General features: G+C 64.6%; 24 protein-coding genes. 10 read left to right on the top strand and 14 right to left on the bottom strand.

From position 1 onward, the window contains the following. Positions 1–35 precede the first annotated feature (35 nt). Complete coding sequence (gene trpS / locus ACFULT_RS23300) at positions 36–1,076, top strand: tryptophan--tRNA ligase (RefSeq protein ID WP_094719123.1); 1,041 nt, start codon at positions 36–38, stop codon at positions 1,074–1,076. A gap of 56 nt (positions 1,077–1,132) precedes the next feature. Beyond that, entirely contained in the window at positions 1,133–2,158 is a 1,026-nt protein-coding gene (gene yhjD, locus ACFULT_RS23305) for an inner membrane protein YhjD (protein ID WP_378482683.1), read from the top strand. A 2-nt stretch (positions 2,159–2,160) separates the two neighbouring features. Here the strand turns inward: yhjD and ACFULT_RS23310 are convergent, their stop codons facing one another. The 8 genes from ACFULT_RS23310 to iolC form a co-directional block, all read right to left on the bottom strand. After that, positions 2,161–3,456: a D-alanyl-D-alanine carboxypeptidase family protein gene (locus tag ACFULT_RS23310; RefSeq protein WP_378482684.1), complete on the bottom strand. Its 1,296-nt coding sequence runs from the start codon at positions 3,454–3,456 to the stop codon at positions 2,161–2,163. 65 nt (positions 3,457–3,521) lie between these two features. Beyond that, complete coding sequence (locus ACFULT_RS23315) at positions 3,522–3,980, bottom strand: MepB family protein (RefSeq protein WP_019667975.1); 459 nt, start codon at positions 3,978–3,980, stop codon at positions 3,522–3,524. Between the two features lie 124 nt (positions 3,981–4,104). Next, positions 4,105–5,601 carry a CoA-acylating methylmalonate-semialdehyde dehydrogenase gene (locus ACFULT_RS23320; RefSeq protein WP_378482685.1) on the bottom strand — a complete coding sequence of 499 codons (1,497 nt, stop codon included), beginning with the start codon at positions 5,599–5,601 and terminating at the stop codon, positions 4,105–4,107. A 5-nt stretch (positions 5,602–5,606) separates the two neighbouring features. Next, entirely contained in the window at positions 5,607–6,482 is an 876-nt protein-coding gene (locus ACFULT_RS23325; protein ID WP_378482686.1) for a sugar phosphate isomerase/epimerase family protein, read from the bottom strand. A gap of 24 nt (positions 6,483–6,506) precedes the next feature. Beyond that, entirely contained in the window at positions 6,507–8,465 is a 1,959-nt protein-coding gene (iolD, locus tag ACFULT_RS23330; protein ID WP_378482687.1) for a 3D-(3,5/4)-trihydroxycyclohexane-1,2-dione acylhydrolase (decyclizing), read from the bottom strand. Continuing rightward, positions 8,462–9,376, bottom strand: a complete 915-nt coding sequence (gene iolB / locus ACFULT_RS23335; protein ID WP_037111266.1) for a 5-deoxy-glucuronate isomerase — start codon at positions 9,374–9,376, stop codon at positions 8,462–8,464. Before iolB ends, iolD begins: the two co-directional genes overlap by 4 nt. Before the next feature lie 4 nt (positions 9,377–9,380). Beyond that, entirely contained in the window at positions 9,381–10,283 is a 903-nt protein-coding gene (locus ACFULT_RS23340; RefSeq protein ID WP_037111264.1) for a hypothetical protein, read from the bottom strand. Next, the gene (gene iolC / locus ACFULT_RS23345) at positions 10,276–11,277 is read right to left on the bottom strand and encodes a 5-dehydro-2-deoxygluconokinase (RefSeq protein ID WP_037111545.1); all 1,002 of its coding nucleotides are present in this window, start codon (positions 11,275–11,277) and stop codon (positions 10,276–10,278) included. The genes ACFULT_RS23340 and iolC overlap by 8 nt, the downstream gene beginning before the upstream one ends. A 197-nt stretch (positions 11,278–11,474) precedes the next feature. Between iolC and ACFULT_RS23350 the strand changes: the two genes are divergently transcribed. Continuing rightward, positions 11,475–12,284: a GntR family transcriptional regulator gene (locus tag ACFULT_RS23350; protein ID WP_241483823.1), complete on the top strand. Its 810-nt coding sequence runs from the start codon at positions 11,475–11,477 to the stop codon at positions 12,282–12,284. Positions 12,285–12,288: 4 nt separating this feature from the next. Here ACFULT_RS23350 and ACFULT_RS23355 read toward each other — a convergent pair whose 3' ends face one another. Next, positions 12,289–13,287: a LacI family DNA-binding transcriptional regulator gene (locus ACFULT_RS23355; RefSeq protein ID WP_037111262.1), complete on the bottom strand. Its 999-nt coding sequence runs from the start codon at positions 13,285–13,287 to the stop codon at positions 12,289–12,291. Positions 13,288–13,462: 175 nt separating this feature from the next. Between ACFULT_RS23355 and ACFULT_RS23360 the strand changes: the two genes are divergently transcribed. Further along, positions 13,463–14,617 carry a Gfo/Idh/MocA family protein gene (locus ACFULT_RS23360; protein WP_094719100.1) on the top strand — a complete coding sequence of 385 codons (1,155 nt, stop codon included), beginning with the start codon at positions 13,463–13,465 and terminating at the stop codon, positions 14,615–14,617. A 17-nt stretch (positions 14,618–14,634) separates the two neighbouring features. Here ACFULT_RS23360 and ACFULT_RS23365 read toward each other — a convergent pair whose 3' ends face one another. From ACFULT_RS23365 to ACFULT_RS23375, 3 genes are read right to left on the bottom strand one after another with little or no spacing between them, the layout of a single operon-like run. Next, the gene (locus tag ACFULT_RS23365) at positions 14,635–15,615 is read right to left on the bottom strand and encodes a Gfo/Idh/MocA family protein (RefSeq protein ID WP_094719099.1); all 981 of its coding nucleotides are present in this window, start codon (positions 15,613–15,615) and stop codon (positions 14,635–14,637) included. A 3-nt stretch (positions 15,616–15,618) separates the two neighbouring features. Then, the gene (locus ACFULT_RS23370) at positions 15,619–16,515 is read right to left on the bottom strand and encodes a sugar phosphate isomerase/epimerase (protein WP_037111258.1); all 897 of its coding nucleotides are present in this window, start codon (positions 16,513–16,515) and stop codon (positions 15,619–15,621) included. Then, positions 16,512–17,519 carry a Gfo/Idh/MocA family oxidoreductase gene (locus ACFULT_RS23375; RefSeq protein WP_378482688.1) on the bottom strand — a complete coding sequence of 336 codons (1,008 nt, stop codon included), beginning with the start codon at positions 17,517–17,519 and terminating at the stop codon, positions 16,512–16,514. The genes ACFULT_RS23370 and ACFULT_RS23375 overlap by 4 nt, the downstream gene beginning before the upstream one ends. 104 nt (positions 17,520–17,623) lie before the next feature. On the opposite strand from ACFULT_RS23375, the gene ACFULT_RS23380 reads away from it, so the two are divergent. Continuing rightward, entirely contained in the window at positions 17,624–18,646 is a 1,023-nt protein-coding gene (locus ACFULT_RS23380) for a LacI family DNA-binding transcriptional regulator (RefSeq protein ID WP_176459862.1), read from the top strand. 17 nt (positions 18,647–18,663) lie between these two features. On the opposite strand, the gene ACFULT_RS23385 is transcribed toward ACFULT_RS23380, so the two are convergent. Further along, positions 18,664–19,692 (bottom strand): Gfo/Idh/MocA family protein, encoded by a 1,029-nt coding sequence (locus ACFULT_RS23385; RefSeq protein ID WP_378482689.1) that lies wholly within the window; start codon positions 19,690–19,692, stop codon positions 18,664–18,666. A gap of 60 nt (positions 19,693–19,752) precedes the next feature. Between ACFULT_RS23385 and ACFULT_RS23390 the strand changes: the two genes are divergently transcribed. From ACFULT_RS23390 to ACFULT_RS23400, 3 genes are read left to right on the top strand one after another with little or no spacing between them, the layout of a single operon-like run. Next, on the top strand, positions 19,753–20,730 hold the full coding sequence (locus tag ACFULT_RS23390) for a Gfo/Idh/MocA family oxidoreductase (protein ID WP_378482690.1): 978 nt from the start codon (positions 19,753–19,755) through the stop codon (positions 20,728–20,730). A gap of 22 nt (positions 20,731–20,752) precedes the next feature. Next, entirely contained in the window at positions 20,753–21,580 is an 828-nt protein-coding gene (locus tag ACFULT_RS23395) for an aldo/keto reductase (protein ID WP_378482691.1), read from the top strand. 38 nt (positions 21,581–21,618) lie between these two features. Next, the gene (locus ACFULT_RS23400) at positions 21,619–22,986 is read left to right on the top strand and encodes an MFS transporter (protein WP_378482692.1); all 1,368 of its coding nucleotides are present in this window, start codon (positions 21,619–21,621) and stop codon (positions 22,984–22,986) included. On the opposite strand, the gene ACFULT_RS23405 is transcribed toward ACFULT_RS23400, so the two are convergent. Continuing rightward, positions 22,967–23,698 carry an IclR family transcriptional regulator gene (locus ACFULT_RS23405; RefSeq protein WP_052059327.1) on the bottom strand — a complete coding sequence of 244 codons (732 nt, stop codon included), beginning with the start codon at positions 23,696–23,698 and terminating at the stop codon, positions 22,967–22,969. The genes ACFULT_RS23400 and ACFULT_RS23405 overlap by 20 nt on opposite strands. A 110-nt stretch (positions 23,699–23,808) precedes the next feature. Here ACFULT_RS23405 and ACFULT_RS23410 point away from each other — a divergent pair, with 110 nt between their 5' ends. Together ACFULT_RS23410 and ACFULT_RS23415 are read left to right on the top strand one after the other, a co-directional pair. After that, positions 23,809–24,999, top strand: a complete 1,191-nt coding sequence (locus ACFULT_RS23410; RefSeq protein WP_094719095.1) for a CaiB/BaiF CoA-transferase family protein — start codon at positions 23,809–23,811, stop codon at positions 24,997–24,999. After that, positions 24,996–26,201 (top strand): acyl-CoA dehydrogenase family protein, encoded by a 1,206-nt coding sequence (locus tag ACFULT_RS23415; RefSeq protein ID WP_378482693.1) that lies wholly within the window; start codon positions 24,996–24,998, stop codon positions 26,199–26,201. Before ACFULT_RS23410 ends, ACFULT_RS23415 begins: the two co-directional genes overlap by 4 nt. Positions 26,202–26,273: the final 72 nt, after the last annotated feature.

Here is a 26,273-nt window from a genome sequence, read left to right on the forward strand (position 1 = left end):
GAATGCTCGTGCTCGGGCGTGAAAAGATCAGGAGCATGTCTTCTCCTTCACCCACCGATGCACCACAGGGCCCGCGTCAGCGAGTTCTGTCCGGGATCCAGCCGACCGGGGATTCGTTCCATCTCGGCAACTATCTCGGTGCGGTGCGTCAGTGGGTGGCGTTGCAGGACGACTACGACGCGTTCTACTTCATCCCGGATCTGCATGCCATCACCGTCCCCCAAGACCCCAAGGCGCTGCGAAACCGCACCCGTATCGCTGCGGCGCAGTTGCTGGCAGTAGGAATCGACCCGAAGCGCTCGACACTGTTCGTGCAGAGTCAGGTACCCGAACATGCGCAACTTGCGTGGGTCCTCAACTGCATCACCGGTTTCGGTGAAGCAGGACGAATGACGCAGTTCAAGGACAAGTCGGCGAAACAAGGTCGCGACCAGACCACGGTGGGCCTGTTCACCTACCCCATTCTCCAAGCCGCCGACATCCTGCTGTACCGCCCCAATCTCGTTCCTGTCGGGGAGGATCAGCGTCAGCACCTCGAGTTGACCCGTGACCTCGCGCAGCGTTTCAACACGCGCTTCAAGAAGACGTTCGTCGTGCCGGACGCCCACATCATCAAGGGCACGGCCAAGATCTTCGATCTGCAGGAGCCTACGTCGAAGATGAGCAAGTCCGGATCCAACCCGGCGGGCATCGTGAACCTCCTCGACGACCCCAAGGTGACGGCGAAGAAGCTCCGATCGGCGGTCACGGACAACGATCGCGACATTCTGTTCGACCCCGATAACAAGCCGGGCGTCAGCAACTTACTCGTCATCCAATCCGCCCTGTCGGACCGGTCGATCGAGGACCTCGTATCCGGGTACGAGGGCAAGGGTTACGGCGACCTCAAATCCGACACGGCCGATGTACTGACGGAGTTCGTCACACCGCTTAAGGCAAGCGTCGACGGGTATATGTCCGATGTTGCCGAACTGGACCGCATCCTCGCCGACGGCGCGGATCGGGCTAGGGAAGTAGCGTCACGCACGTTGGCGCAGGTGTACGACCGGGTGGGGTTCCTGGCTCCGCTCTCCTGACTGACGCTTTCTCTGACAGCCTGGGGGACTGACAGCGGGGGCCCGACTCCAAGAGGGTGATTGTCGTTCCTGACTTCGCAGCAATTCTGCAAGACCGTCGTGACAAATGGCCGTGGTTCGACCACACGGTCCGCGCGGCAACCCGGTACCAGGCCCAGAAGGGCGACTACTACGCGGCAGGCATGACCTATTTCAGCGTTCTTGCGCTGTTTCCGTTGCTGATGGTCGCGTTCGCCGCAGCCGGGTTCGTCCTCGTCGGTCAGCCTGAGTGGCTCGATCAGATCCGCGACCAGATTGCGCAGAACGTTCCGGGAAGCTTCGGCGAGACCATCAATTCCTTGATCGACACCGCCGTCGAGTCCAGAACGAGCGTCGGCATCATCGGTCTGCTCGGTGCGCTCTACGCAGGACTGGGGTGGATCGCCAATCTGCGCGAGGCGCTGACGGCGATGTGGGAGTTCGTGCACGAGCCGGGAAGTTTTCTCGCGACCAAGCTGAAGGATTTCGCGGCACTCGTCGGCCTCGGGCTTGCGCTCGCCCTGTCGCTGGGCCTGTCGGCGTTGAACGGCGGGTCCGTCATGCGCAGTCTGCTGGAACTGGCGAATCTCGACCAGGCTCCGGGTGTCGGGATCCTGCTGCGCGTCGTGTCGGTGCTGTTGGCGCTGGCCGCGACCTGGGCGGTGATGACGTGGGTCATCTCGAGGCTGCCGAGAGAGCCCGTCCCGCTCCGCAGCGCGGTCAAAGGCGGTTTGATCGCAGCCGTCGGCTTCGAGATCTTCAAGCAGATCGCCGCGATCTACCTCGCGTCGGTGACCAACGGTCCCGCCGGAGTCGTCTTCGGCCCCATCATCGGTCTGCTCGTATTCGTGTTCACGACATCGCGATTCATCCTGTTCGCCACGGCATTCGCCGCGACCACCCGAGAGAGCATGGCGCTGGCCTACGTCCCGCCGCCGGAACCGGCCGTCATCAACACACGGGTGGAAGTCAACGAGGGCCCGACCCTGGGCGGCGGAATTGCACTCGTGGGCGCAGGTGCACTGGCCGCCGTCGGGCTCGGGTTCTTCAACCGCAGACGCTGACCTCAGCGACGCCGGTTGAGTTGCCGAGCCCACAGCAGGAGCCCGATCACCACCAACCCGCCCACGACGGCGATGCCGATTCGTATCGCAGTGTCACCACCCTCCTCGAGGGACGTCTCCCGTTCGCCGGCCGCGCTCGGGGTGTCCGGCGGCGATGCCAGAGTCGGCGCGGCCGTGCGTGTGCTGGTGACTTCTCGTACCGACTCCGGCGGCACCAGCGTTCCCACACTCGTGCCCGGCGGTAGCGCGAAGCCGTAGTCGAGCAGCCTGGCTGCCTGCTCCCACGGACGAATCGGCAGTACGTCGCCCTTCATGATGGTGACCGCAAGGCGTCTGCCGTTCTTGTCGGCGCCTCCGACGAACGTCTGGCGTGCGTCGTCGGTGTATCCGGTTTTGCCGCCCACGGCCCCGTCGTAGTTGTACAGAAGCTGATTGTCGTTCGACAGGGTGAATCCGGGACGGTCGATGTCGTCGGGGATGTTCGGATCCTTGGGGAAGCCCGGAAACTGAACGGTCTCGGTGGAAATCAACCGAGCGAACGTGGGGTTCTCCATCGCCGCACGGAAGAACAACGCGAGATCGTATGCAGAACTGGACATTCCAGGGCCGTCCAGACCGGACGGCGTCGCCGTGCGTGTGTCGAGCGCGCCCAGAGACCGCGCTTTGGCGTTCATCTTGGCGACCGTGGCGTCGTCGCCGCCCATCTGAGCGGACAACGCGTGCGCAGCATCGTTGCCCGACGCCATCACGAGCCCCTGCATCAATTGAAAGTTGCTGTACACACCGCCCTTGCCGATGCCGACGGCGCTGCCCTCGGCATTCGCGTCCTCGGCTGTGGCGACCACGGTGGTGTTCAGGTCGAGCTCGTCGAGGGCGACCAACGCCAGCAGGATCTTGATCGTGCTTGCCGGGCGGTACCGGCCGTGCGGGTCCTTCGCAGCGATGACGTCACCCGAGTCCAGATCCGACAGAACCCAACCCGTCGCGGAGATGTCCTCGGGAAGAGCGGGTGCACCGTCCGGCACCACCACGCCGCAGTAACCGAGTTGTTCACCGCCCACTGCGTCCGCGGGAACCGGGAGCGGCGTGGGCGCGGTCTCCCCGGGTTTCGGCACCTCGGACAGATCGATGGCAGGCGGCGGTGACGTCGCGTGCGGGCAGTCGTCGGTGTTCGGCGTCGAGAACGGGGTCGAGGTCTCGACGGGAGGGTCGGGTTCCTGCGCAGCAACCGGGCCGGCTGCCACGAACAGGACCGCAGCTGCGGCCAGTGCCGCAGCAGTTCGCGAAATCGTTTTCATCGCGAACAACCTTAGGTCTCGGTGTGAGCGACGCGGGCACGACTCACCGGACCGTCGATGGGCAGTCAGATCTGGTCGGACAGGTCGGAGAAGTAGTTGAGCTGCCAGGTCTGCGCGGCCACGCCGGACCTGTTGTTCGGTTCGTCCCATTCGGGGTAGACGCGGAAACCGCGCTTGCCTTCGGTGGTCCCCACCGTGAGCACGCCGTGCTCGGACAGCGCGTGCTTGGGGAACTCGAAGTAGCCGTACGATTTCGGCGTCCACGTGACGACGATCAGACGATCGAAATCGTCACGTACGTCGAAGGGCTCGATCTGATCGCCGGTCGCGCGCTTCCAGAACGTCACGAACTGGCCGACCTTCTTGGGCGTGGTCCGCGCAACGCGGAAGTGAACGGAAAGACCGTCGATCGTCAGGTGATGAGCTCCGTATTCGGAACCTTCGGTTTCGGCGACAGCATTGTCCAATACGGCTCCTCGCGCATCGAGGACAAGGGACTTCAGCTGCTGTAGTTGTGCGTTCACTGGTACCAGTTTGCTATATCGACGGCAGATACGAAAAACGTCGTGAGTGGAAATGTAGGTGCTCTCTGCTCGCTCCGCGGGTTCCGCTCTTGAGGCCAGGCCTACATTTCCACTCACGTGGGGGTTAGTTGTTTTCGGGGAAGCCGAGGTTGATGCCGCCGTGGCTGGGGTCGAGCCAGCGGCTGGTGACGGCTTTGCCGCGGGTGAAGAAGTGGATTCCTTCGGTGCCGTGGGCGTGGGTGTCGCCGAACAGCGAGTTTTTCCAGCCGCCGAAGCTGTAGTAGGCCATGGGGACGGGGATGGGGACGTTGATGCCGATCATGCCTACTTCGACTTCGTTCTGGAAGCGTCGGGCTGCGCCGCCGTCGTTGGTGAAGATGGCGGTGCCGTTGCCGTAGGGGTTGTTGTTGATCAGTTCGAGGGCTTGGTCGTAGGTGTCGACGCGGACGACGGAGAGGACGGGTCCGAAGATTTCGTCGGTGTAGATGCTCATGTCGGTTTTGACGTTGTCGATGAGCGTTGGTCCGAGCCAGAAGCCGTTGTCTCCGCCGTCGGCTTTGACGCTGCGGCCGTCGACGACGATGGTGGCGCCGTCGGCTTCGCCGGCGTCGATGTAGGAGGCGACTTTGTCGCGGTGGGCTTGGGTGACGAGGGGGCCCATGTCGGCGCCGCGGGTGCCGTCGCCGGTGACCAGTGGGGTGGTGCGTTCGACGATTTTGGCGACGAGGGTGTCGGCGATGTCGCCGACGGCGACGAGGGCGGAGATGGCCATGCAGCGTTCGCCTGCGGAGCCGAAGCCGGCGTTGACCATGGCGTCGGCAGCCAAATCCAGGTCGGCGTCGGGGAGGACGATGGCGTGGTTCTTCGCCCCGCCGAGGGCTTGGACGCGTTTGCCGTTGGCGGTGCCGGTGGCGTAGACGTATTGGGCGATGGGGGTGGAGCCGACGAAGGAGATCGATTTGATCTTCTTGTTTTCGAGGAGTTCGTCGACGGCGAGTTTGTCGCCTTGGAGGACGTTGAAGACGCCGGGGGGTAGGCCGGCTTCTTCCCAGAGTTCGGCGAGCCAGATGCTGGCGGTGGGGTCTTTTTCGGATGGTTTGAGTACTACGGTGTTGCCGGCGGCGATGGCGACGGGGAAGAACCACATCGGGACCATGGCGGGGAAGTTGAAGGGGGAGATGATGCCGACGGGTCCGAGCGGTTGGCGGATGGAGTAGACGTCGATGTTGGTGGAGGCGTTCTCGGTGTAGCCGCCTTTGAGGAGGTGGGGGATGCCGCAGGCGAATTCGACGACTTCTTGGCCGCGGCTGATTTCGCCGAGGGCGTCGGAGAGGACTTTGCCGTGTTCGGCGGTGATGATCTCGGCGAGTTCGCTTTTTTTCTTGTTGAGTAGTTCGCGGAAGTTGAACAGGATTTGGGTGCGTTTGGCGAGGGAGGTGTCGCGCCAGGCGGGGAAGGCGGCTGCGGCGGCGTCGATGACGGTGCGTGCGTCGTCGAGGTTGGCGAGTGCGAGCTGGCCGGTGACCTCGCCGGTGGCGGGGTTGGTGACCGGTGCGGTGGTGGTGGAGGTACCGGCGAACGGCTTACCGTCCACCCAATGTCCGATTACGTTGCTGCTCATTACTTTTACCCCTTGTGCTTTGCGATGTAGTCGGTGATGGTCTCGAGCTGGTACCGCGAGACCTCGTCGGCGTTCTCGTTCTCGCCGAAGACGCTCGACACCATGACCGTGTCGTCACGGTCGTAGAACCCGAGCTTGCTCAGGCCGCCGAAGAACTCGTCCCAGTTGACGTCGCCATCCCCGATCTTGAGGTGCTGGTGTACGCGCACTGCATTTCCGGGCGGGTTCGTGATGTAGCGAAGCCCGTGCGAGCGGTGATGGTCCATCGTGTCCGCGACGTGCACCAGGCGAACGAGATCGCCTGCGGTCTGGAAGATTCCGGGCAGATCACCACCCATGTGGAACTGATGGCAGGCGACGACGACCATGCCGAAGTTCTTGGAGTTGATGCCGCGGATGACCCGGATGGCAGCCTGTCCGTCCTCGACGAAATCGTCGGGGTGCGGATCGATGCGAACGTCGATGCCTTCACGTTCGACGATCGGAACGAGTTCCTCCATCGAGCGGTAGAACGCCCGCTCGGACTCCTCCGCCTTCTCCGGTCGTCCGCTGAACTCGGTGTTCATGACGTTCACGCCGAGGTCGACGGTGATCTGAATGGCTCGCTTCCAGTACCGAACTGCGGCCTCGCGCGCATCCTCGTCCGGGCCTGCCCAGCGCAACACGGGGAGCACGGAGGCGATACCGACGCCGGCATCCTTGCAGGCCTTCTTGAACTTGGCGACCAGGTCGTCGTCGGCCTTCGGGTGGTTGTAGAACGGGATCATGTCGACGTGCGGGGTCAGCTGCAGGTACTCGTAGCCGAGGTCGGCTACGACGCGGGGCAGCTCCAGCAGCGAGAAATCGTGATGGAACGGAGTGGGATCGAGTGCGATCTTCATGGTGTCGGCTTGGTCCTAATGTTGTCAGTTGCCGGACGGGCGGAGGAAGGGGCGCTGGATCTTCTTCCACTTCTCGTAGGTGGCGTACGCGGTCTGCGTCGACTCGAGAGTCGAGGTCGCACTGACCGGTACGTCCCACCACGATTCGGAGTCCGGTGCCGCGATCAGCGGATCGGTCTCCACGTGGATGACGGTGGACGTCTCGCTCGCTTTGGCGGCCTTGACCGCGTCGGTGAACTCGTTGCCGTTGTTCACGCGTACCACGTCGACGCCGAGGCTGGCCGCGTTGGCCGCGAGGTCGACCGGCAGAATGCTGCCCTGCAGGCGTCCGTTCTCGGCGCGGTAGCGGTAGTCGGTGCCGAAGCGCTGCGATCCGAGGGATTCCGACAACGATCCGATCGACGCGAAGCCATGGTTCTGCACCAGGATCATGATGACCTTGACGCCTTCCTGCACGGCGGTGACCAGTTCGGTCGCCATCATGAGGTAGGAGCCGTCACCGACCATGATGAACACGTCGCGGTCCGGCTCGGCCATCTTGGCGCCGATACCGCCGGCGACCTCGTAGCCCATGCACGAGAAACCGTACTCGACGTGGTATCCCTTGGAATCTCTTGTGCGCCAGAGCTTGTGAAGATCACCGGGCATCGAGCCGGCCGCGCAGACGACGACGTCGCGGGGGTCGGACAGCGTGTTCGCGAGGCCGATGACCTGGTTCTGATTCAGAGGTGCGGTGGAATCCTCGATCTTGTAGACCGAGGACACTGTGTCGTCCCACTGCTGAGCGAGCTGGGAGACGAGGGTGCGGTACTCGGCGGGAACCTCGTAGTCGCCGAGGGCGTCGATCAACGCCTCCAAGGCCTCGCGAGCGTCGGAGACGACGGAGATGCCGCCCTGCTTGACCGAGTCGATCGACGCGACGTTGATGTTGACGAAACGTACGTCGGGGTTGTTGAACGCCGTGCGCGACGCAGAGGTGAAATCGCTGTAGCGCGTGCCGATTCCGATGATGACGTCGGCGTCGGTGGCCAGTGCGTTGGCAGCGGTGGTGCCGGTGGATCCGAGAGCGCCGACGGACTGCGGGTGGTCGTACGTCAGCGAGCCCTTCCCTGCCTGGCTCTGGCCGACCGGAATGCCGGTCTTCTCGCACAGTGCAGCGAGTGCGTCGGTGGCGCCGGAGTAGATCACGCCACCGCCTGCGACGATCAGCGGCTTCCTCGCGGTGCGGATGACCTCGGCGGCACGCGAGACCACGGACTTCTCGGGCAGCGGACGAGCGACGTGCCAGGTACGCGGCGCGAACAGTGATTCGGGCCAGTCGAATGCCTCGGCCTGAACGTCCTGCGGGATGGCGACGGTGGCGGCGCCGGTCTCGACGGGATCGGTCAGCACGCGCATCGCACCGAGCAGTGCGCCGGGCAACTGCTCCGGGCGCCACACGCGGTCGAAGTAGCGGGAGAGTGGCTTGAACGAGTCGTTGACCGTGACGTCTCCGCTCGACGGGAGCTCCAGTTCCTGCAGCACCGGGGCACTTGCGCGGGTGGCGAACGTGTCGGCAGGCAGCAGCAGGACCGGCAGGCGGTTGATCGTCGCCAGTGCAGCGCCGGTCAGCATGTTCGTCGAGCCGGGTCCGACGCTTGCCGTGACGGCCCACGCCTGGATGCGGTCCTTCTGCCGCGCGTATGCGACGGCGCTGTGCACCATTGCCTGCTCGTTGCGTCCGAGAACATAGGGCAGTTCCGGGTCGGTGCCGACTTCGACGGCGTCGATCTCGGCCTGCAGAAGCGCCTGGCCGAGGCCGGCCACGTTGCCATGTCCGAAGATGCCGAATGCGCCTGCGAAGAACTTGGTACGCACGCCGTCACGCTCGACGTACTGGTTCGCCAGGAACTTCACGGTTGCCTGGGACACGGTGAGATGAACCGTGCCTTCGGTGTTTTCGGTCTTGCTCGCCGAGATCGGTGCGGTGGACACCACGGTCATGCTCCTGTCGATGCGGAGTTGAGGGGAAGGCGAGGATCGACGGCCTGGTCTGCCCAGGTGCCGCGGATCCAGGTGTGCTCGGGATCGTCGACGATGTTCCAGGCGCGTTCCTTACCCGGTCCGGCCATGACGTTCAGGTAGTACATGTGGTAGCCGGGTGCTGCGACGGACGGGCCGTGGTAGCCGTGCGGGACGAGGACGACGTCTCCGGTGCGGACCTCTTCGAGGACCTCGATGGGACGCGTGGGGGTGCCGTAGACGCGGTGATAGCCGAAACCGTTACTGCCGTCCGGGCCTTCGGCGATCTCGAAGTAGTAGATCTCTTCGAGCGCGGATTCGGTCGGGGTGTTCTCGTCGTGCTTGTGGCCCGGGTAGGACGACCAGTTGCCACCGGGGGTGATGACCTCGCAGGCAATGAGCGAATCGGCCTCGAACGTGTCGGCGGTACCGAAGTTGTGAACCTGGCGGCTGCAGTTTCCTGCCCCACGCAGTTCCACCGAGATGTCGGCCGCGGGGACGTAGCGGAACGGAAGCTTGTTCTCCGCGCGGGCGCCGCACAGAGCGAACCGTCCGCCGTCGACGCTCGAGAGCGTGTACGCCGAGTCCTTGCCGACGTACGCGAAGTCGGATGGTCCGTCGAACACCGATGCACGGCCGGCGAGGTCGAACTTGGTTCCCTCACTGGTGACGGTGGCCGATCCGGACAGCGGAACGACCATGATCTCGTCGGGGCCGGAACTGAGATCGACCGACTGACCGGCAGCCAGCGTCACAGTCCAGAGGCTCGATTCCGTCCAATCGATTCGGGTCGTTCCGCCGGCTCCACTCCTGGCTGCGGACTCGGGCGTCACGGCGACGTCGAAGCCGTCCTTGCTACCGGATCCAGCTGCGATGTAGTACTCGGAATTCATCGACTCACCTCACCATGTTCACAGCGGTGGCAACGGCGCCTGCGACATCGCCGTCCTGGGGGTACAGCAGGGTGCGTCCGACGATCAGACCGCGAACGGCGGGGATCTCGAGCGCCTTGGCCCAGCTCGCGTAGGTCTCCTCCGGGGCGGTCTGAGGATCTCCTCCCAGAAGCAGCGTGGGAAGCGTCGTGGCGTCCATGACGCGCTCCATCTCGTCGACGACGGGGAGCTTCATCCATGTGTAGGCGGACGTCGAGCCGAGGCCTTGCGTGATGTGGATGGACTTGATGACAGCGTCGGCGCTGAGATCGTTCTTGACGCGGCCTTCGACGCGGCTGGACAGGAACGGCTCGACCATGGCGATGAGCTGACGCTCGGCGAGCTCGTCGATCGCCTGGGCGCACGCGGTCATCGTCTCGAGTGTCCCTGGATCGTCGAGTGCAATGCGGGTGAGCATCTTTGCGCCGTTCATTCGAGCCTTGGCGGTGGATGCTGCGGTGGCACCCGTCATGCGGTCGTCCAGTTCGAACGATGCGCCCGCGAGCCCACCGCGGTTCATCGACGAGAACACGACCTTGTCTTCGAGGGCGCCGAGTAGAACCAGGTCGTCCAGGATCTCCGAGGAGGCGAGGACACCGTCGACGCCGGGGTTCTCCAGTGCGGTGCGAAGACGGTCGAGCAGCTCGGTGCGGCTGTTCATCGCGGTCATGTTCGATCCGACCGACAGTGCCCCGCGGGCCGGGTGGTCGGCGGCGACGATCATGAGCCGGCCGTTTCCGCGGATGGTCTCACGAGTGGCGCGGGTTGCCCACGCTCGTTCGATGGCCTGCGGGTCGCTCGCACGAATGGCGGCAACCTCGGCGTAGCTGGACGCAGCAGGTGCAGGGGTCAAGGTGGTTTCAGACATCGACGGCCTCGGTCTTCTTCTCTTCTGGGGCGGAATCTTTTGCGAGAGCGGCGACCTCGGCCGCGGTGGGCATTGCGGTGGAGCACTCGAGCCGCGAGGCGACGATGGCGCCTGCAGCGTTTCCGTATCGGAGGATCTTCTCGAGTGGCCAGTCACCGAGCAGCCCGTGGCACAGCGAGCCGCCGAAGCTGTCGCCTGCACCGAGGCCGTTGACGACATCGACGAAATTGGGGGGAACGGTGACGGTTTCCGATCGGGTCTTGCCCATGACGCCCTTCGGACCCATCTTGACGATCGCGAGCGAGACTCCGAGGTCGAGAAGGGCGTCGGCGGCTTTGTGCGGGTCCGTCTCGCCGACGGCTACCTCGCACTCTTCCTTGTTTCCAACGGCAACGGTGACGTGCTGAAGTGCCTTCTGGACCTGCTCGGTTGCGGCAGCGGTGGTTTCCCAGAACATCGGGCGGTAGTCGAGGTCGAGAACGGTCAGTGGTGCGCGGCCGCGTGCCTCCCAGGCGGCGAAGTGCGCGCTGCGGCTCGGCTCCTCGGACAGCCCGGTGACGGTGGACCAGTACAGACGCGCGTTCTTCACGGCCTCGACGTCGATGTCTTCCGGTCGAATCTGCAGGTCGGGTGCGGACGGCTTGCGGTAGAAGTACAGCGGAAAGTCGTCGGGCGGGAAGATTTCGCAGAACGTGACAGGTGTTGCGTACTGCGAGTCCGTTACGACGAACCGATTGTCGACACCGAGACGGGCCAGTTCGCCTGCGACGTAACGGCCGAACGGATCGTTGCCGACGCCCGAGATCAGGGCGGACTTGTTGCCCAGGCGTGCTGCGGCGACGGTGACGTTCGCTGCGCTGCCGCCGAGGAACTTGCCGAAGGTCTCGACCTGTTCCAGCCCGACTCCGGTCTGCAGAGGGTAGATGTCCACGCCGCTGCGCCCGATGGCGAGGACGTCGAAGGCCGTGGTGTTCGCATCGGCTGAGGTGGTCAAGATCGACTCCAAAGGGTATCGGGGACACAACGTGCGAGGTGCTGCGCAGGAAAGCTTGTCTGCTAATACTGTGCTTCAGACCACAGCGTCATGTCAATACTTTGTCCTGACATTCTTACTTCCAGTCATGCCGATGTTAGTGTTCGCCTACACTCTCGATCAAGCTGGGCGTGGATCTGCTCGCCCTTCGAGGAGATATGGAGAGCTGGACTGTGACTACGTCCAACGTGTCCGCAGGCGAAACCGGCGCGCCCTCTGTGGGGGCGTCCGTCGCCACGCCCTTGTCCGTCGAGCTCGACAGGGGCAGCCCGGTACCTCTCTACTTCCAGCTCGCCCAAGCGATCGAAGCCGCGATTCTCGGTGGACAGTTGGCTCCGGGGGACCGGTTCGAGAACGAACTGGCCCTGGCCAAACGTCTCAATCTGTCGCGTCCGACCACCCGCCGCGCCATCCAGGAACTGGTCGACAAAGGCCTGCTCGTACGCAAGCGCGGCGTCGGGACCCAGGTCGTGCAGAGCCCGGTGCACCGCCCCGTCGAGCTGACGAGTCTGTTCGACGACCTGGCCCGAGCCGGCCAGAGTCCGTCGACCAAGCTTCTCGACTACCACGTCGGTATCGCGACGGACGAGGTCGCGCGTGAGCTCAACATCTCCGACGACACCGAGGTCACGACCATCCGGCGACTCAGGAGTACCAACGGCGAGCCGCTGGCCCTGATGACCAACCATCTGCCCACCGCTATCGCACCCGATCCGGACGAACTCGAGACGCACGGTCTCTACCAGTCGCTGCGGACGCGCGGAGTGCACATCCGGCTCGCGCGTCAGCGCATCGGCGCGAAGGCCGCGGACCGTGACGAGGCACTGCTGCTGGACGAGAAGTACAAGGCCCCGCTTCTCACGATGCATCGCACCGCGTTCGACGACTCCGGCAGCGTGGTCGAATTCGGATCGCACGCCTACCGGGCATCGCGATACTACTTCGACACCACGGTGGTCGACCGGTAGGACCTCAGCGCGGCGCCGCCGTCGAACCCCGAACCTGCAGGCTCGGGGGGATCAGTGTGAGCGTGCCTGGTGCGTCGGGATCCGAGATGCGGCCGACCAGCGCGGTAGCAGCAAGTCGTCCCAGTTCGTACGTCGCGTTGTCCACACTGGTGAGCCACACGTGCCGAAGTCCGGCGAGCGAGGTGTTGTCGTAGCCGACGATGGACATGTCCTCGGGTACGGAGATCCGACGTTCCTTGCAGGCTGTCATCGCGCCGATGGCCACGATGTCGTTGACTGCGAAGATGGCCGACGGTGCGTCGGCACCATCCAGAATCGCCGACGCGGCGGCATACCCGTCGTCCTCGGTCATTCCGCTCGGGAGGACCGAAGCGAATCGGTTCAGTCCGTGCTCGGCCATCGCCGTCCGGTAACTGGCGGCCCGAATGTCCGCCACCGCACCGGTTCCGGCGAGATGAGCGATTCTGCTGTGTCCGAGGGCGACCAGGTGATCGATCGCCAGTGCGGTGCCCACCGCATCGTCGTTCGCAACGACGTCCACGTCGGGCAGATCCAGATCGCGGCTGGCTACGACGACCGTCGGGATCGAACGCGCCGCCTCGAGGATCGTCGGGGTGGGTGTCCGGGTGCCGACGAGTGCGAGTCCGTCGAGTCGCAGATCCATGAAACTTCGGACGAAGGACGAATCGGAGCTGCGGTCCAACCTGCCGTCGGCGAGGAACATTTTCAGATCTTGTTCCTGCAGAATCGAGTTCATGCCTTCGAGGCAGTCGACGAACCAGGGGTTGCGTAGGTCGTTGAGGAGCACGCCGACGATGTCGGTGCGGTGTTGGGTCAGGCTGCGGGCGCTCAGATTGGGGCGGTAGCCGAGCTCGGTGATGGCGTGCTCGACGGCGGCCCGTTTCTCGTCGCTGACCGAGCTGGATCCTCGGAGAACAAGCGACACAAGAGATTTGGACACGCCAGCATGGGCTGCAACGGTACGGATGGTCGGCCTGCTCACTGCGCCGTCCTCTCCTCGTATCCCGGTGGTCCGGGTGAACGCTAGCAGTTCGGTGTTGACGCGACCGTCCTGTGTGGTTCACACTTTACATTGATTGGACCGGTCCAAAACCGGTGACCACTCCCCATCGTCCCTTCCACTCTCGTACACGTCAGGAGAACAGCTCGTGAGCCCAGTGCAGAACATTCGCGTCGGAGTTGCCGGATTCGGCTGGATGGGCCGGGTACACACTCAGGCCTACGCCCGTATCCGGCACCACTACCCGGATCTGGCGCTGACGCCCGTGCTGGCATCCGTCGCGGACGAGGTTCCCGGGCGCGCGGAGGAGGCCGCTGCGCAGTTCGGATTCGCCGACGCCACCACCGACTGGCACGACATCCAGAACGATTCGTCCATCGGTGCGGTGTCCATCACGGCACCGAACTTCCTGCATCGCACCATCGGCACCGCCATGGTCGAGGCGGGCAAGCACATCTGGATCGAGAAGCCCGTGGGACTGTCGTCCGACGATGCGCGCGCGGTCGCCGTCGCGGCGGACAAGGCGGGCGTGCAGACGGCCGTCGGCTTCAACTACCGCAACGCGCCCGCGGTCGAGGAAGCGAAAGCGCTCATCGCCGCAGGTGAGATCGGAACTGTCACCCACGCCCGTTTCCGGTTCTTCAGCGACTACGCCGCACACCCGGACGGCGCGCTGAGCTGGCGCTTCGAACGGGCTCGCGGCGGCAACGGAGTCCTCGGTGACCTGGCCTCGCACGGCGCCGACCTACTCTGGTATCTGCTGGGAGACATCGAGTCCCTCGTGGCCGACACCGCGGTGTTCGTCCCGCAGCGCGCCAAGCCGACCGGCGCGACCAGCGGACATGCGCTCGCCACGGGCGGGGAGCTGGGCCAGGTGGAGAACGAGGACTATGTCTCGAGCCAGATCCGGCTCGCCTCGGGTGCCCGCGCAACGCTGGAAGCCAGCCGAGTGTCGGTGGGGGAGCAGAACGCGTACGGCTTCGAGATCCACGGCACCAAGGGCGCTGTCTTCTGGGACTTCCGCCGGCTGGGTGAACTCGGAGTGAGCATCGGAGACAAGTACCAGGATCAGCCTGTCCAGACGGTGTACGTCGGTCCCGAGCACGGTGAATACAGTGCGTTTCAACCGGGTTCGGCGTCGTCGATGGGCTACGACGACCTCAAGGTCGTCGAGGCCGAGCGATTCCTTCGGTCGATCGCAGAAGGCAAGCCCGTCGGTGCGACGGTGTGGGACGCGGTCCGTAGCGCCGAGGTGCTCGATGCGATGACGAAGTCGGTCGCGTCGGGTAGCTGGGTGACGCCGGGCGAGTGATGCCGGATGTCACCCCGCTAGCGGGGTGACATCCCTGCAGCGCGGTAGGCGTCGTCGATCATCGCCATGTTCGTCACCGCGTCGGCTGCGTCGAGCGGAAGTGCTGCGCCGTTCACGACGTGGTCGGCAAAGGCTTCCAACTGATACGTGTAGGACGAGCGCGTACCGAGCTGTTCGACGGTGGTCGTCGACCCGACGGTGACGCTCACGCGATCGTCCTCGTTCGGCTTGATGTAGTTGTGCGCGAATGCTTCGCCCTTCGAGCCGACCACCTTCAGTGTGAACAGGTAGTCCGGGTCGATCATCGAGTTCCGCGACACACCCGTTGCCCCGCTCGGGAATTCGAGATCCACGTCGATCGACTCGTCGACTCCGGGGTAACGCTGCACCGCGGACGCGGACGCAACGATCGGTGCGCCGCCTGCGAACCGGCCGAACAGCCTTTGTGCGTGGAGCCCGTAGCAGCCGAGATCCATCATGACCCCGCCTGCCAAGTCGAGGGACCATCGCAGATCGGCGGGGTCCGGCGCGGGCATACGCATGACGACCTCGACGTGCCGAAGCTCGCCGAGGGTTCCGTCCTCCAGCAGCTGCTGAAGTCGACGAGTCACCGGATGGAACAGGTAGTGAAATCCCTCCATGACCGTGACTCCTGCCGACGCCGCAGCATCGCGAACTGTCGCGGCTTCGACTCGGTCACGCGCGAACGGCTTCTCGGTGAGCACGGGCTTGCCCGCCCGTACGGCCGCGAGATTCCACGGCGCGTGCAGCGAGTTGGCGAGGGGGTTGTAGACGACGTCGACTTCGGAGTCGTCGATGACATCCTGGTAGGAGTCGAGAACCCGGTCCACACCGTACTTTTCGGCGAAGACCGACGCTCGCGCCGTGTCGCGCGCAGCGCACGCGACAAGGCGATGGCCCAGGATCTGTGCCGGTTCGACGATGGCGACCTCGGCGATGCGTGAGGCGCCGAGGACTCCGATCCGTAGAGAGTTCACGGACTACGACGATACGCGGGCGTCGACGACACTCCGCAGGTATGCCACGCTGGCGATCACATCGGTGACAGGGCCCGCATCGGTAGGCTCCTCGGACAGGATGGTGTCCTGCTCGAGGACGAACCAACCGTCGAAACCTGAGTCGAGGAGCCCGTTCACGATCTTGCCGATGCCGACGTCGCCCGTTCCCAGCGGCGTGTACATGCCCTGCGCGACAGCCTCGGTGTAGGTGAGCTCCCCGGCCTGGACGCGTGCTGCGAGGGCAGCGTCGACGTCCTTGAGGTGAGCGTGTGTGATCCGAGACGCGTGGGCCTCGACGAGTTCGAGCGGATCGGTCCCGCCGATGAGGAGGTGGCCGGTGTCGAGGCACAGTGGGATGGTGGAGCCGTTCAGGACCCGGTAGACCTCGTCCCGTTTCTCGATCATGGTGCCGACGTGCGGGTGAAGTACCGCGCGGATTCCGCGCTCGGCCGCTGCTTCCTGTAGCCGATCGAGGTTGCGCAGCAACGTGTCCCATTGTTCGTCGTCGAGCTCGGGGCGCGAGTCGTAACCGTCGCTCCCAGTCGCCGCGGCGAGCACCAGCACCTCGGCGCGGGAGGCGATGAAGGCGTCGAGCAGCGGTGCGATTCCGGGAACAGGATCGTGGTGCGCGTGGTGCAGCAGCACCGGGGCGAACCCGCCGACGGACTTCAGGTCGAACGTGTCGAGCGTGGAGGCGAGCTCGTCCGGGTCGGCGGGGAGGAAACCCTCGGGTCCGACCTCGGTGGCGGTGAGTCCGGCGTCGCGCATCTCGGTGAGGACGCGGTCGGATGCGATCTGGTATCCCCAGCCGGGAACTTCGCAGACGCCCCAGGAGATGGGCGCGCCGGCGATTCGAATGTCGGTATGGGTCGTTGTCACAGTCGTACCTCGTCGATTCGCACCGGTCGGTGCTGTTGCAGGGACAGGGTTGCCGCCTCGGCGATGTATGCCACTTCGAGAGCATCGCGTGCGGTGCAGGGGGATTCGATTCGTCCGGTGATCACGTCGACGAACGCGCCGAGCTCGGCCTGGTATGCCGAGGTGAAGCGGTCCATGAAGAACGAGTGAGGCGTCCCGCCCGGGAACGTCGATCCGGCCTCCAGATTTCGCACCGGGACCTGATCGTCCCAGCCGGCGACGACGGAATCGTCGGAGCCGTGCACTTCGAGCCTGCAGTCGTACCCGCACGCGTTGTAGCGGGTGTTGGAGACGACGCCGATCGTTCCGTTCTCGAATGTCAGAGTGGTCGTGGCAGTGTCCACGTCTCCGTATTCGGTGAAGGCGGGATCACCCTGGTTCGAACCCGCCGCGTACACCTCGGTGACCTCGTGGCCGACGATCCAGCGGACGATGTCGAAATCGTGCACGCTGCAGTCGCGGAAGATGCCACCGGACACGGCGACGTAGTCCAGCGGGGGAGGCGCCGGATCGAGTGTGGTCGAGCGAACTGTGTGCAGCCAGCCGAGCTCACCGGAGGTCACGGCGCTCTTGGCGGCGGCGAAGGCAGGCGCGAAGCGACGGTTGTACCCGATCTGGACCGGGACGTCACTGCTGTCGATCGCGGTGACGACGGCCAGGCTCTCGCCGGGTGTCGCGGCGATCGGCTTTTCGCAGAACACGGGGATGCCGGCGTCGACGCAGGCGAGTACGAGCGCAGCATGTGCGGGTGTTGCCGCAGCGACGACAACTCCGTCGACTCCGGACTTCAGCAGTGCCTCAGCGCCGTCGACCGGCGTGGCGCCGAACTTCGATGCGACTGCGGAGGTGACGGCGGGACGCTCGTCGGTGACGACGAGTCCGTCGACCCCGGCGAGCGTGCTCAATGTGTCGGTGTGAAATGCGCCGATCCGGCCGAGGCCGATGACGCCGACGGTTACGCCCATCAGTGAAGGTCTTTCTGCAGGAGAAATGTAGACCTCGAGTGTGACTCAGATCGACGCGTAGGATCAACCGTCGTGACGCATCAAAAACGCCTCAGAGGATCGTCGTGACGCATCGCTACAAAGTCAATGAGATCGCCCAGCAAGCCGGGCTGAGTCGTGCCACCGTCGACCGCGTACTGCACGATCGACCGGGTGTGCGCAGTGCTACCAGAGCGGAAGTGCAGCAGGCGATTTCGGATCTGGACAAACAGCGGTCCCAACTGCGCCTGAACGGCAGGAAGTTCCTGTTCGACGTAGTCATGCAGACACCGGCGCGCTTCTCGAAAGAATTCAGGGCAGCGCTGGAGGCAGAACTGCCGATGCTCTCGCCCGCCGTGGTCCGGTGCAGGTTCCACTTCAGGGAGACCGAATCGGTGGCCGAGATGGTGGACACACTGGGCCGTTTCACCGCGCGCGGATCGCACGGTGTCATCGTCAAGGCGCCGGACGACCCCGAGGTGGTGGAGGCGGTCGACCGGCTCGTGGCACTCGGTATTCCCGTCGTGACGTACGTGACCGACGTGCCGAGCAGCGCGCGGCTCGGCTACGTCGGCATCGACAACCGGGCGGCGGGATCCACTGCGGCCTACCTGGTCGACTCCTGGCTGGGCGACGCGCAGTCCTCGGTACTGATCTTGCTGACCAGCAACATCTTCAGGAACGAGGGGGAGAGGGAGATCGGGTTCCGCAGCACGTTGCGGGCGCTGGACTCCGGGAGACGCGTCGTCGAGATATCCGACAGCGAAGGGCTCGACTCGACGGTGGAGGAACGGGTCTCGGCCGTGCTCGCGGAGTATCCGGACATCGAGGCCGTGTACTCCATCGGCGGCGGCAACACCGGTGCGGTCCGGGCATTCGAACGGGCGGGCAGGAGGTGCCGGGTGTTCGTCGCACACGACCTCGACGGTGACAACCGGCCGTTGCTGCGCACCGGGTCCCTGTCCGCTGTGCTGCACCACGACCTGCGCGCCGACGCCAGGACGGCCTGCCGCTTACTGATGCAGTCCGCAGGTGCCGTCGACGGCGTCACCGCCGAGCCGTCACCGATCCAGATCGTGACGCGGTTCAACACCCCGGCCGCGCGCTGAGGGCTCGGCGGACATCGCTACCGGGCGAACGGGCCGTCGGTGATCCCGAGCTGCCGGCGAATCGCGTCGATGATCGCCAATGTCTGCACTGCGTCCTCGATCGTGTGCACCGACGATTCCAGGCGGCCCTCGCCGATCGCGCGGGCGGCGTCGACGGCCGCGTAGTGGAGACCGTCCACCTGCACGCCCTTGTCCTCGCGGTACTCGAGTTTCTCACCGCTGCGGAGGGTCACGGTGAAGGATCCCGGCATGAAGAACGGGCCTTCGATCGTCAGTGTTCCGTCGCGGCCGCAGATCGTCGCCGACGTCGGAGTGTTGCTCAGGATCGTGGTGTTCATGACCGAATGGTTGCCGCCGGTGTGGGAGAGCACGGCGGAGACCTGACCGTTCAGTTCGTCGTTCGCGGGCTGGCCGACGGCGATGATGGACTCGGGTACGCCCAAGACCGCGTGGACGAACGACGCGTCGTAGGTGCCGAGGTCCAGCAACGGGCCGCCCGCGAGTGCCGGGTCGTAGATGCGGTGGTCGGTGGTGAAGTACTCGCCGTGGTCCACCAGGACCGTCCGGATCGGGCCGAGCACGCCGTTGTCGACGATCTGACGTAGGACGTCGAACTTCGGCAAGAACTTCGTCCACATGGCTTCCCCGACGAACACGCCTGCTTCGGCGCCGGCTGCTCCGATCTCGGCAGCGCGAGATGCATCGACGGCAAGTGGCTTCTCGACGAGCACGTGCTTGCCTGCAGCTATCGACGCGAGCGCGTTCGTGTGATGTTCGGTGTGCGGCGTCGCGATGTAGACGATGTCGATGTCCGGATCGGCAAGCAGCGCGCCGTAGCTGCCGTAGGACGTCGGCAGGGAGTGGTGCCCGGCGAATTCGGCTGCGCGATCTCCGCTTCGGGAGGCTACGGCCACGACCTGCTGAGTCGAGTTCTTCGCCAGCGATTCCGCGAAGCGGTCGGCGATCCAGCCAGGGCCGAGGATGCCCCAACGCAGTACCGGTGCCTCGTTCGGATTCGGCACGGTCGAGACGGGTAGCGCGGTCATCGGCACACCTGTTCTGTCGAAGGGTGGTTTGTCAGGACATCAGGATGTAATACTCGACACATGACTGTACGTGTTGGAATCATCGGAGTCGGCGTCATGGGTGCCGATCACGCTCGCAAGATCGACGGATCGATCTCGGGTGCGGAAGTGTCCGCGGTCGCCGATTTCGACACAGACCGGGCCAAGACGGTCGCAGCCGAGCTGAAGGCCTCAGACGTGGTGGCCGACGGCTTCGAGCTCATCGCCGACGACTCGGTCGACGCGATCGTCGTGGCGTCGCACGACTCCACCCATGCCGAGCTCGTGCATGCTGCGCTCGCTGCAGGCAAGCCGGTCCTGTGCGAGAAGCCGCTCGCACCGACGGCCGTCGAATGCCGCGAGATCATCGCCGCACAGGGAGACCGCAACCTCATCACCGTCGGGTTCATGCGCCGTTTCGACCCCGCGTACAACGAACTCAAGCGCGCCGCGGCACCCGAGCGGATAGGCGACACCCTCGTCGCGCACTGCGTCAGCCGTAATGTCGTGGCCGGTCCCGGCGACTCGGCGGCCACCATCACCAACTCGGCTATCCACGAGCTCGACATCATGCCGTGGTTGCTCGGTTCCCCTATCACGGAGGTCAGCTGGCATGCAGGCCGGACGTCGAAGCATTCCGGTATCCGTCAGGATCCGCAGATCATGTTGCTGCGCACCGAATCCGACGTCCTGATGACGGTCGAACTGTTCGTGGGCGCCCGCTACGGTTACGACACCCGCTGCGAGATCGTCGGCGAGGAGGGCGTCGCGTCGTTCGCGGTGCCGGCACACGTCATCGTCGACCGCGACCTGAAACGCTCCATCGAGTACCCGCTCGACTGGGTACCGCGTTATGCCGAGGCTTACCGTCTCGAACTGCAGGAATGGGTCGATTCGATCGAGCAGAACCGACCGTCGACGCTTGCCGACGCCGATGCCGGACTCCGCGCGGGGCTCGTCGCGGACGCTCTGGTGGAATCGATGAACGACGGCGGACGTACGGTTGTCGTCGAATACTGATCTAGTGTCTTCGGAGGTTTTCGTGTCACCTACCATCGGATTGAACGACGGAACTGCCCTTCCCGCTGTCGGACTCGGCACCGTGAAAGCCGACGGAGAGGACATGGCCGCGACGGTCACGTCCGCTCTGGACGCAGGGTATCGGTTGATCGACACCGCGCTCCGCTACGAAACCGAGCCCGGGGTCGGTCGGGCGGTAGCGGCATCCAGCGTGCCTCGCGGTGACATCCTGATCACCACCAAGATCCCTGGTCGACTGCACGGGTACGACGCGGCGAAGGAATCGGCGCGCACGTCTCTGGCGAATCTCGGCGTCGACTACGTCGACCTGTTGTTGATTCATTGGCCGTTGCCGAAAGTGAACAAGTACGTCGATACCTGGCGCGCGATGATCGATCTGCAGAAGGAAGGGTTGGTCAAGTCGATCGGCGTCTCCAACTTCACGACCGAACATCTCGACCGTCTCGCCGCGGAGACCGGAGTTGTGCCGTCGGTCAATCAGATCGAACTCCACCCCTACTTTCCCCAGGCCGATCTACGCGCCTACCACGATGAACACGGCATCGTCACCGAGAGTTGGAGCCCCCTCGGACGCGGATCCGAGCTGTTGAACGCGGATCCGATCGCGACAGCAGCCGAGCGGCTCGGTGTCTCGCCGGGGCAGGTCGTGCTCCGCTGGCACGTTCAGCTCGGTGCGGTACCGCTGCCGAAGTCGTCCAATTCCGATCGACAGAAGCAGAACCTGGACATCTTCGACTTCGAACTCACCGATGACGAGATCGACGCGATCTCGGGCCTCGAGCGTGGACGGATCTGGGATCAGGACCCCGACACGTACGAGGAGTTCTGAACGCCCCGTCGGGCTCGGCCTTTCCGCGTGGACTCGCATTGCTCGTGGCGGGCGCGTACTTCATGGAGATACTCGACGCGACGGTGATCGCGACCGCTGTGCCCGCGATCTCGTCGTCGTTCGGTGTGGACGCCGTCGATGTCGGGATCGCGATCTCCGCATACATCCTGACGCTGGCCGTGCTCATCCCGGTCAGCGGATGGATGGCGGAACGGTTCGGGGTCCGGCGTGTGTTCCTCACTGCAATAGTGATCTTCACTGCCGCGTCCGTGGGCTGCGCACTCAGTCCGTCATTGCCGGTGCTCGTCGGAATGCGGGTGCTGCAAGGCGTCGGCGGAGCGATGATGGTGCCGGTCGGGCGCCTCGCGGTTCTGCGTGCGTCGACCAAATCCGAATATGTCCGGGCCATAGCCTATTTGACGTGGCCTGCTCTGACTGCCCCCGTGCTCGCGCCTGCGCTCGGGGGTGCGATCGTCACGTACCTGTCGTGGCGGTGGATCTTCTTGATCAATGTCCCTCTCGGCATCGTCGGGTTGATAGTCGGCCTGAAGGTGGTACGCGGCGACCCGAGTGCGACGGCAGCGCGGCCCCTCGACTGGCGCGGCATGGTGCTGACGACCGTCGGTATCGCCGCGTTGATCATCTCTCTCGACAGTATTCGCGCGGACGGAACACCCTGGGTCGGAGTAGGAATCGGGTTCGCCGTTGCGCTCGTGGCGACGGCTGTGGCCATCGTGCATCTCCGGCGCACCGAGCATCCGTTGCTCGACCTCACGGTGCTGAAAGTGGAGTCGTTCCGCAACACCGCGACGTACGGCTCGTTCTACCGCATGCTGATCACCGCGGTTCCGTTCTTGCTACCGCTCATGTTCCAACTGCGGTTCGGATGGTCACCGCTCGTGTCGGGGCTGATGGTGATCGCGCTCTTCCTGGGGAACATCGCTGTAAAACCGACGACCACTCCGTTGATGCGGCGCTTCGGTATTCGCACCGTGATCGTGGCCGACGGTGCGTTGTCGGTTCTCTGCTTCGCTGCGATCGCTTCGGTGGGTGTCGACACTCCTCCTGTTGCCGTCGCAGCGATACTCGTCGTCAGCGGGGCGCTCCGGTCCATCGGATTCACTGCCTACAATTCGCTTGCGTTCGCCGACATCTCGAGCGAGCGGCTGACACACGCGAATACGTTCAACGCCACTGTGCAGGAGTTGTTCTCCGGCTTCGGCGTCGCACTCGGCGCTATTGCGCTGACGGTCTCGACGTCCATTGTGACCGGGCTCGGCAAGCCGTCCGGCGATGCGTTCTCACTGTCGTTCGCGCTGCTGGGTGTCCTGATGGTCGTCATCGTGGTCGGTGGTGTTCTGTTGCCCAAGGATGCGGGTAGAGCGGTTACCGTTCGGGCCCGGTGACCGAGGCCAGAAGCGTCTTCTTCACCTCGTCCAGAGGTGTGCCGGCGCCGATTCGCGACCGAGTGAGGGCGACGGCGGCGACCACCTCTCCGTCACGGACGAGGGGAACGGCGACCGATTCCAAGTCCGGTCTCAGTGACCCGCTCGGTCCGACGGCGACACCGTCGGCGCGAATGGCGTCCAATTCGTCCAGCAGTGCCGTGGTTCGCTCCGGGTCGTCGCGGAGGTTCTCGGCCGCCCATGCGCGACGCGGCCGCTCCGGCATATAGGCGAGCAGTACGCGACCGCCCGCGGTGGAGGGCAACGGGTGACGCCAGCGGGTGGTGTCGACGAAGGCTGCGGCGTCGGTGAGCCCGACGGATTCGATGTTGACGGCATCGTCGCCGATGCGCACGACGAGCAAGGCTGCTGCTCCCGTGCGTTCGTGTAGGTCTTCGAGGCGAGTTCGCGAGAAGTCCGCAATTGCTGTGCGGCCGGAACGCCGTTCCAGCACGGCCGACAGCGGCCCGATCGTGTACCTTCCCTCGCGCTCGTCCAGAAATCCGGATGCGACCAGCCCGTACACGAGTTTCTGGACTGACGACAAGGGTGCGTCGATCGAGTGCGCCAGTTCGGTGAGCGTCAGCCCACGGGGTTCGGTGGTGGCGGCCCCGAGCAGCGCTGCGATTCGGTCGACCGCGCGGTGGTGTGGGCGGCGTTTGTCCTCGGCCATGCACCAACCCTAAATATACCTATATAGGTATGGCAACCACCTCATTGCGTAAAAGTAGTTAGCGTAGGTAAGTTTGATGTATCGGTCGGGGACGAGGACAGGAGGAGCTCATGAACACACAGGGACCGCTCGACGGCGTTCGGGTGATCGATCTCGCCACCGTCGTCATGGGACCGTACGCAGCCCAGATACTCGGAGACCTGGGTGCCGACGTCGTCAAGGTCGAGTCACCGGCGGGGGACTCCACCCGGCGATCGGTGCCACGGAGAAACGACGGTATGGGCGCCCTCGCTTTGAACGTCAACCGCAACAAACGCAGTGTCGTGCTCGACCTCAAGACCGAGGCCGGCAAGAACGACCTTCATCGATTGCTTGCCGACGCCGACGTGCTCGTGACCAACATGCGGCCCGGTGCGTTGAGCCGGCTCGGATTCGACTACGACTCGCTGAAGGATCGGTATCCGCGCCTGGTCTACACGAGCGCGCAGGGATTTCGATCCGACTCCGAGTTCGCTGACCATGCTGCCTACGACGAGATCGTCCAGGCGGCCAGCGGCCTGACCGATCTGATGCGCCGTGCCACCGGAACTGCCAATTACGTCCCGACCATCCTTGCCGACAAGGTCTGCGCACTGACCATCGTCTACTCGACGCTGGCGGCCGTGATTCACCAGCGGGCGACCGGAGAAGGCCAACACATCGAGGTGCCGATGACCGACACCATGCTCGCGTTCAACCTCGTCGAGCATCTCGGTGGTCACACGTACGAGCCTCCGGTGGGGCCGACCGGTTTCTACCGGTCGATGAGCGCCGATCACGGTGCAGTGCAGACGAAGGACGGGTGGGCGTGCATCCTGCCCTACAGCCCGGCAAACGTGCACGACTTCTTCGAGGCCGCCGGCCACGGCGACTTGAACTCCGACCCCCGGTTCTCGACGTGGCAGGCGGTTCTCGACGACATGGGCGCGCTGTACGCGGCGATCGAGAAGATCGCACCCGAGCGCACCACCGCCGAGTGGGAGGGGCTGTGCGCCGCGCACAGCATTCCGATGGCCGCGGTATTGGACATGGAGAGCGCCACGGAGTCTCGGTACGTGCAGGACGGGCATCTCCTCGACGTCGCCGAGCATCCCACCGAGGGCAGCTACCGGGCGGTGGGAATCCCGATGCGGTTCAGCGGAACGCCGCTGTCGATTCGCCGCCCGGCGCCCAGCCTGGGTGAGCACAACGACGAGGTGTTCGGTGAGCTGGATCGGGTATCAGTCAGGACTACCGACAGGACGAAGGAGTCCCTTTCATGAGCAAGCACGAACCGCTGGGGCCGCTACAACCCGATTACCTTGCTGCCGATCTGTTCGGCTACCAGGGAATTCTGACCGACGACGAAGCGAAGATCGTGCTGAAGGTACGCGAATTCCTTGCCGCCGAGGTAGCGCCACGGGCCAACGAGTTCTGGGAGAAAGCTCAGTCTCCGGTGCATCTGCTGCCGAAGATCGCCGAACTCGAGATCACCGGGCTCGGCTACGAATTCGAAGGACGCACCGCCGCGCGCAAAGTGCTCACCGGGTGGCTCGGCATGGAGTTCTCCCGGGTCGATCCGTCGACCGGGACGATGTTCAGCGTGCACAGCGGTCTCGCGATGAGCAGTATTTCCATTCTCGGTTCCGAGGATCAGCGTGAGCGCTGGCTGCCTGCCATGCGTCGGATGGAGAAGATCGGTGCCTTCGGACTGTCCGAGCCCCACGGTGGTTCCGACGTGTCGGGCGGACTCGAGACCACAGCACGCCTCGATGGCGACCACTGGATTCTGAACGGCAGCAAGAGATGGATCGGGAACGCGACGTTCGCAGACCTGATCATCGTGTTCGCCAAGGACGAGGCGGACGGTGAGGTGAAGGGCTTCGTCGTCGAGAAGGAGTTCGACGGCTTCCGTGCCGAAAAGATCGAGGGTAAGTACTCGCTCCGTGCCGTCGAGAACGCCGACGTGTACCTCGAGGACTGCCGAGTGCCGGTGGCCAACAAGCTAGAGAACGCCAACTCGTTCGCGGACACGTCCAAGGTGCTGCGCCTGACGCGCGGCGGCGTCGCGTGGGGAGCCGTCGGCGTCATGATCGGGGCCTTCGAACGCGCGGTCACCTACGCCCAGGAACGCGAGCAGTTCGGTAAGCCGATCGCGTCGTTCCAGCTCATCTCGGATCTGATCGCGCGGATGGCGGGCAACATCACCGCGTGTCTGGGCATGGCCTTGCGGGTGTCACAACTTCAGGACTCCGGAATTCACTACGACGAACACGCGGCGCTGTCCAAGACCTACTGCACGACGCGGCTCCGCGAGGTGGTCGGCTGGGCACGAGAGATAATGGGCGGTAACGGAATCCTGCTCGAACACGACGTGATCCGATACTTCGCGGACGCCGAGGCTCTGTACTCCTACGAGGGCACATCCCAGATGAACAACCTCATCGTCGGCAGGGGAGTGACGGGCTTCAGCGCCTTCGTCTGACGCCCCACCCCGAACGCAAGAATGCGCCACTGCAGGGCAGTGGCGCATTCATGCTGTAGGGACCAAGCGACG

Origin of the sequence: Rhodococcus sp. NPDC057297, from assembly GCF_042667435.1 — a bacterium.
GTDB lineage: Bacteria > Actinomycetota > Actinomycetes > Mycobacteriales > Mycobacteriaceae > Rhodococcoides.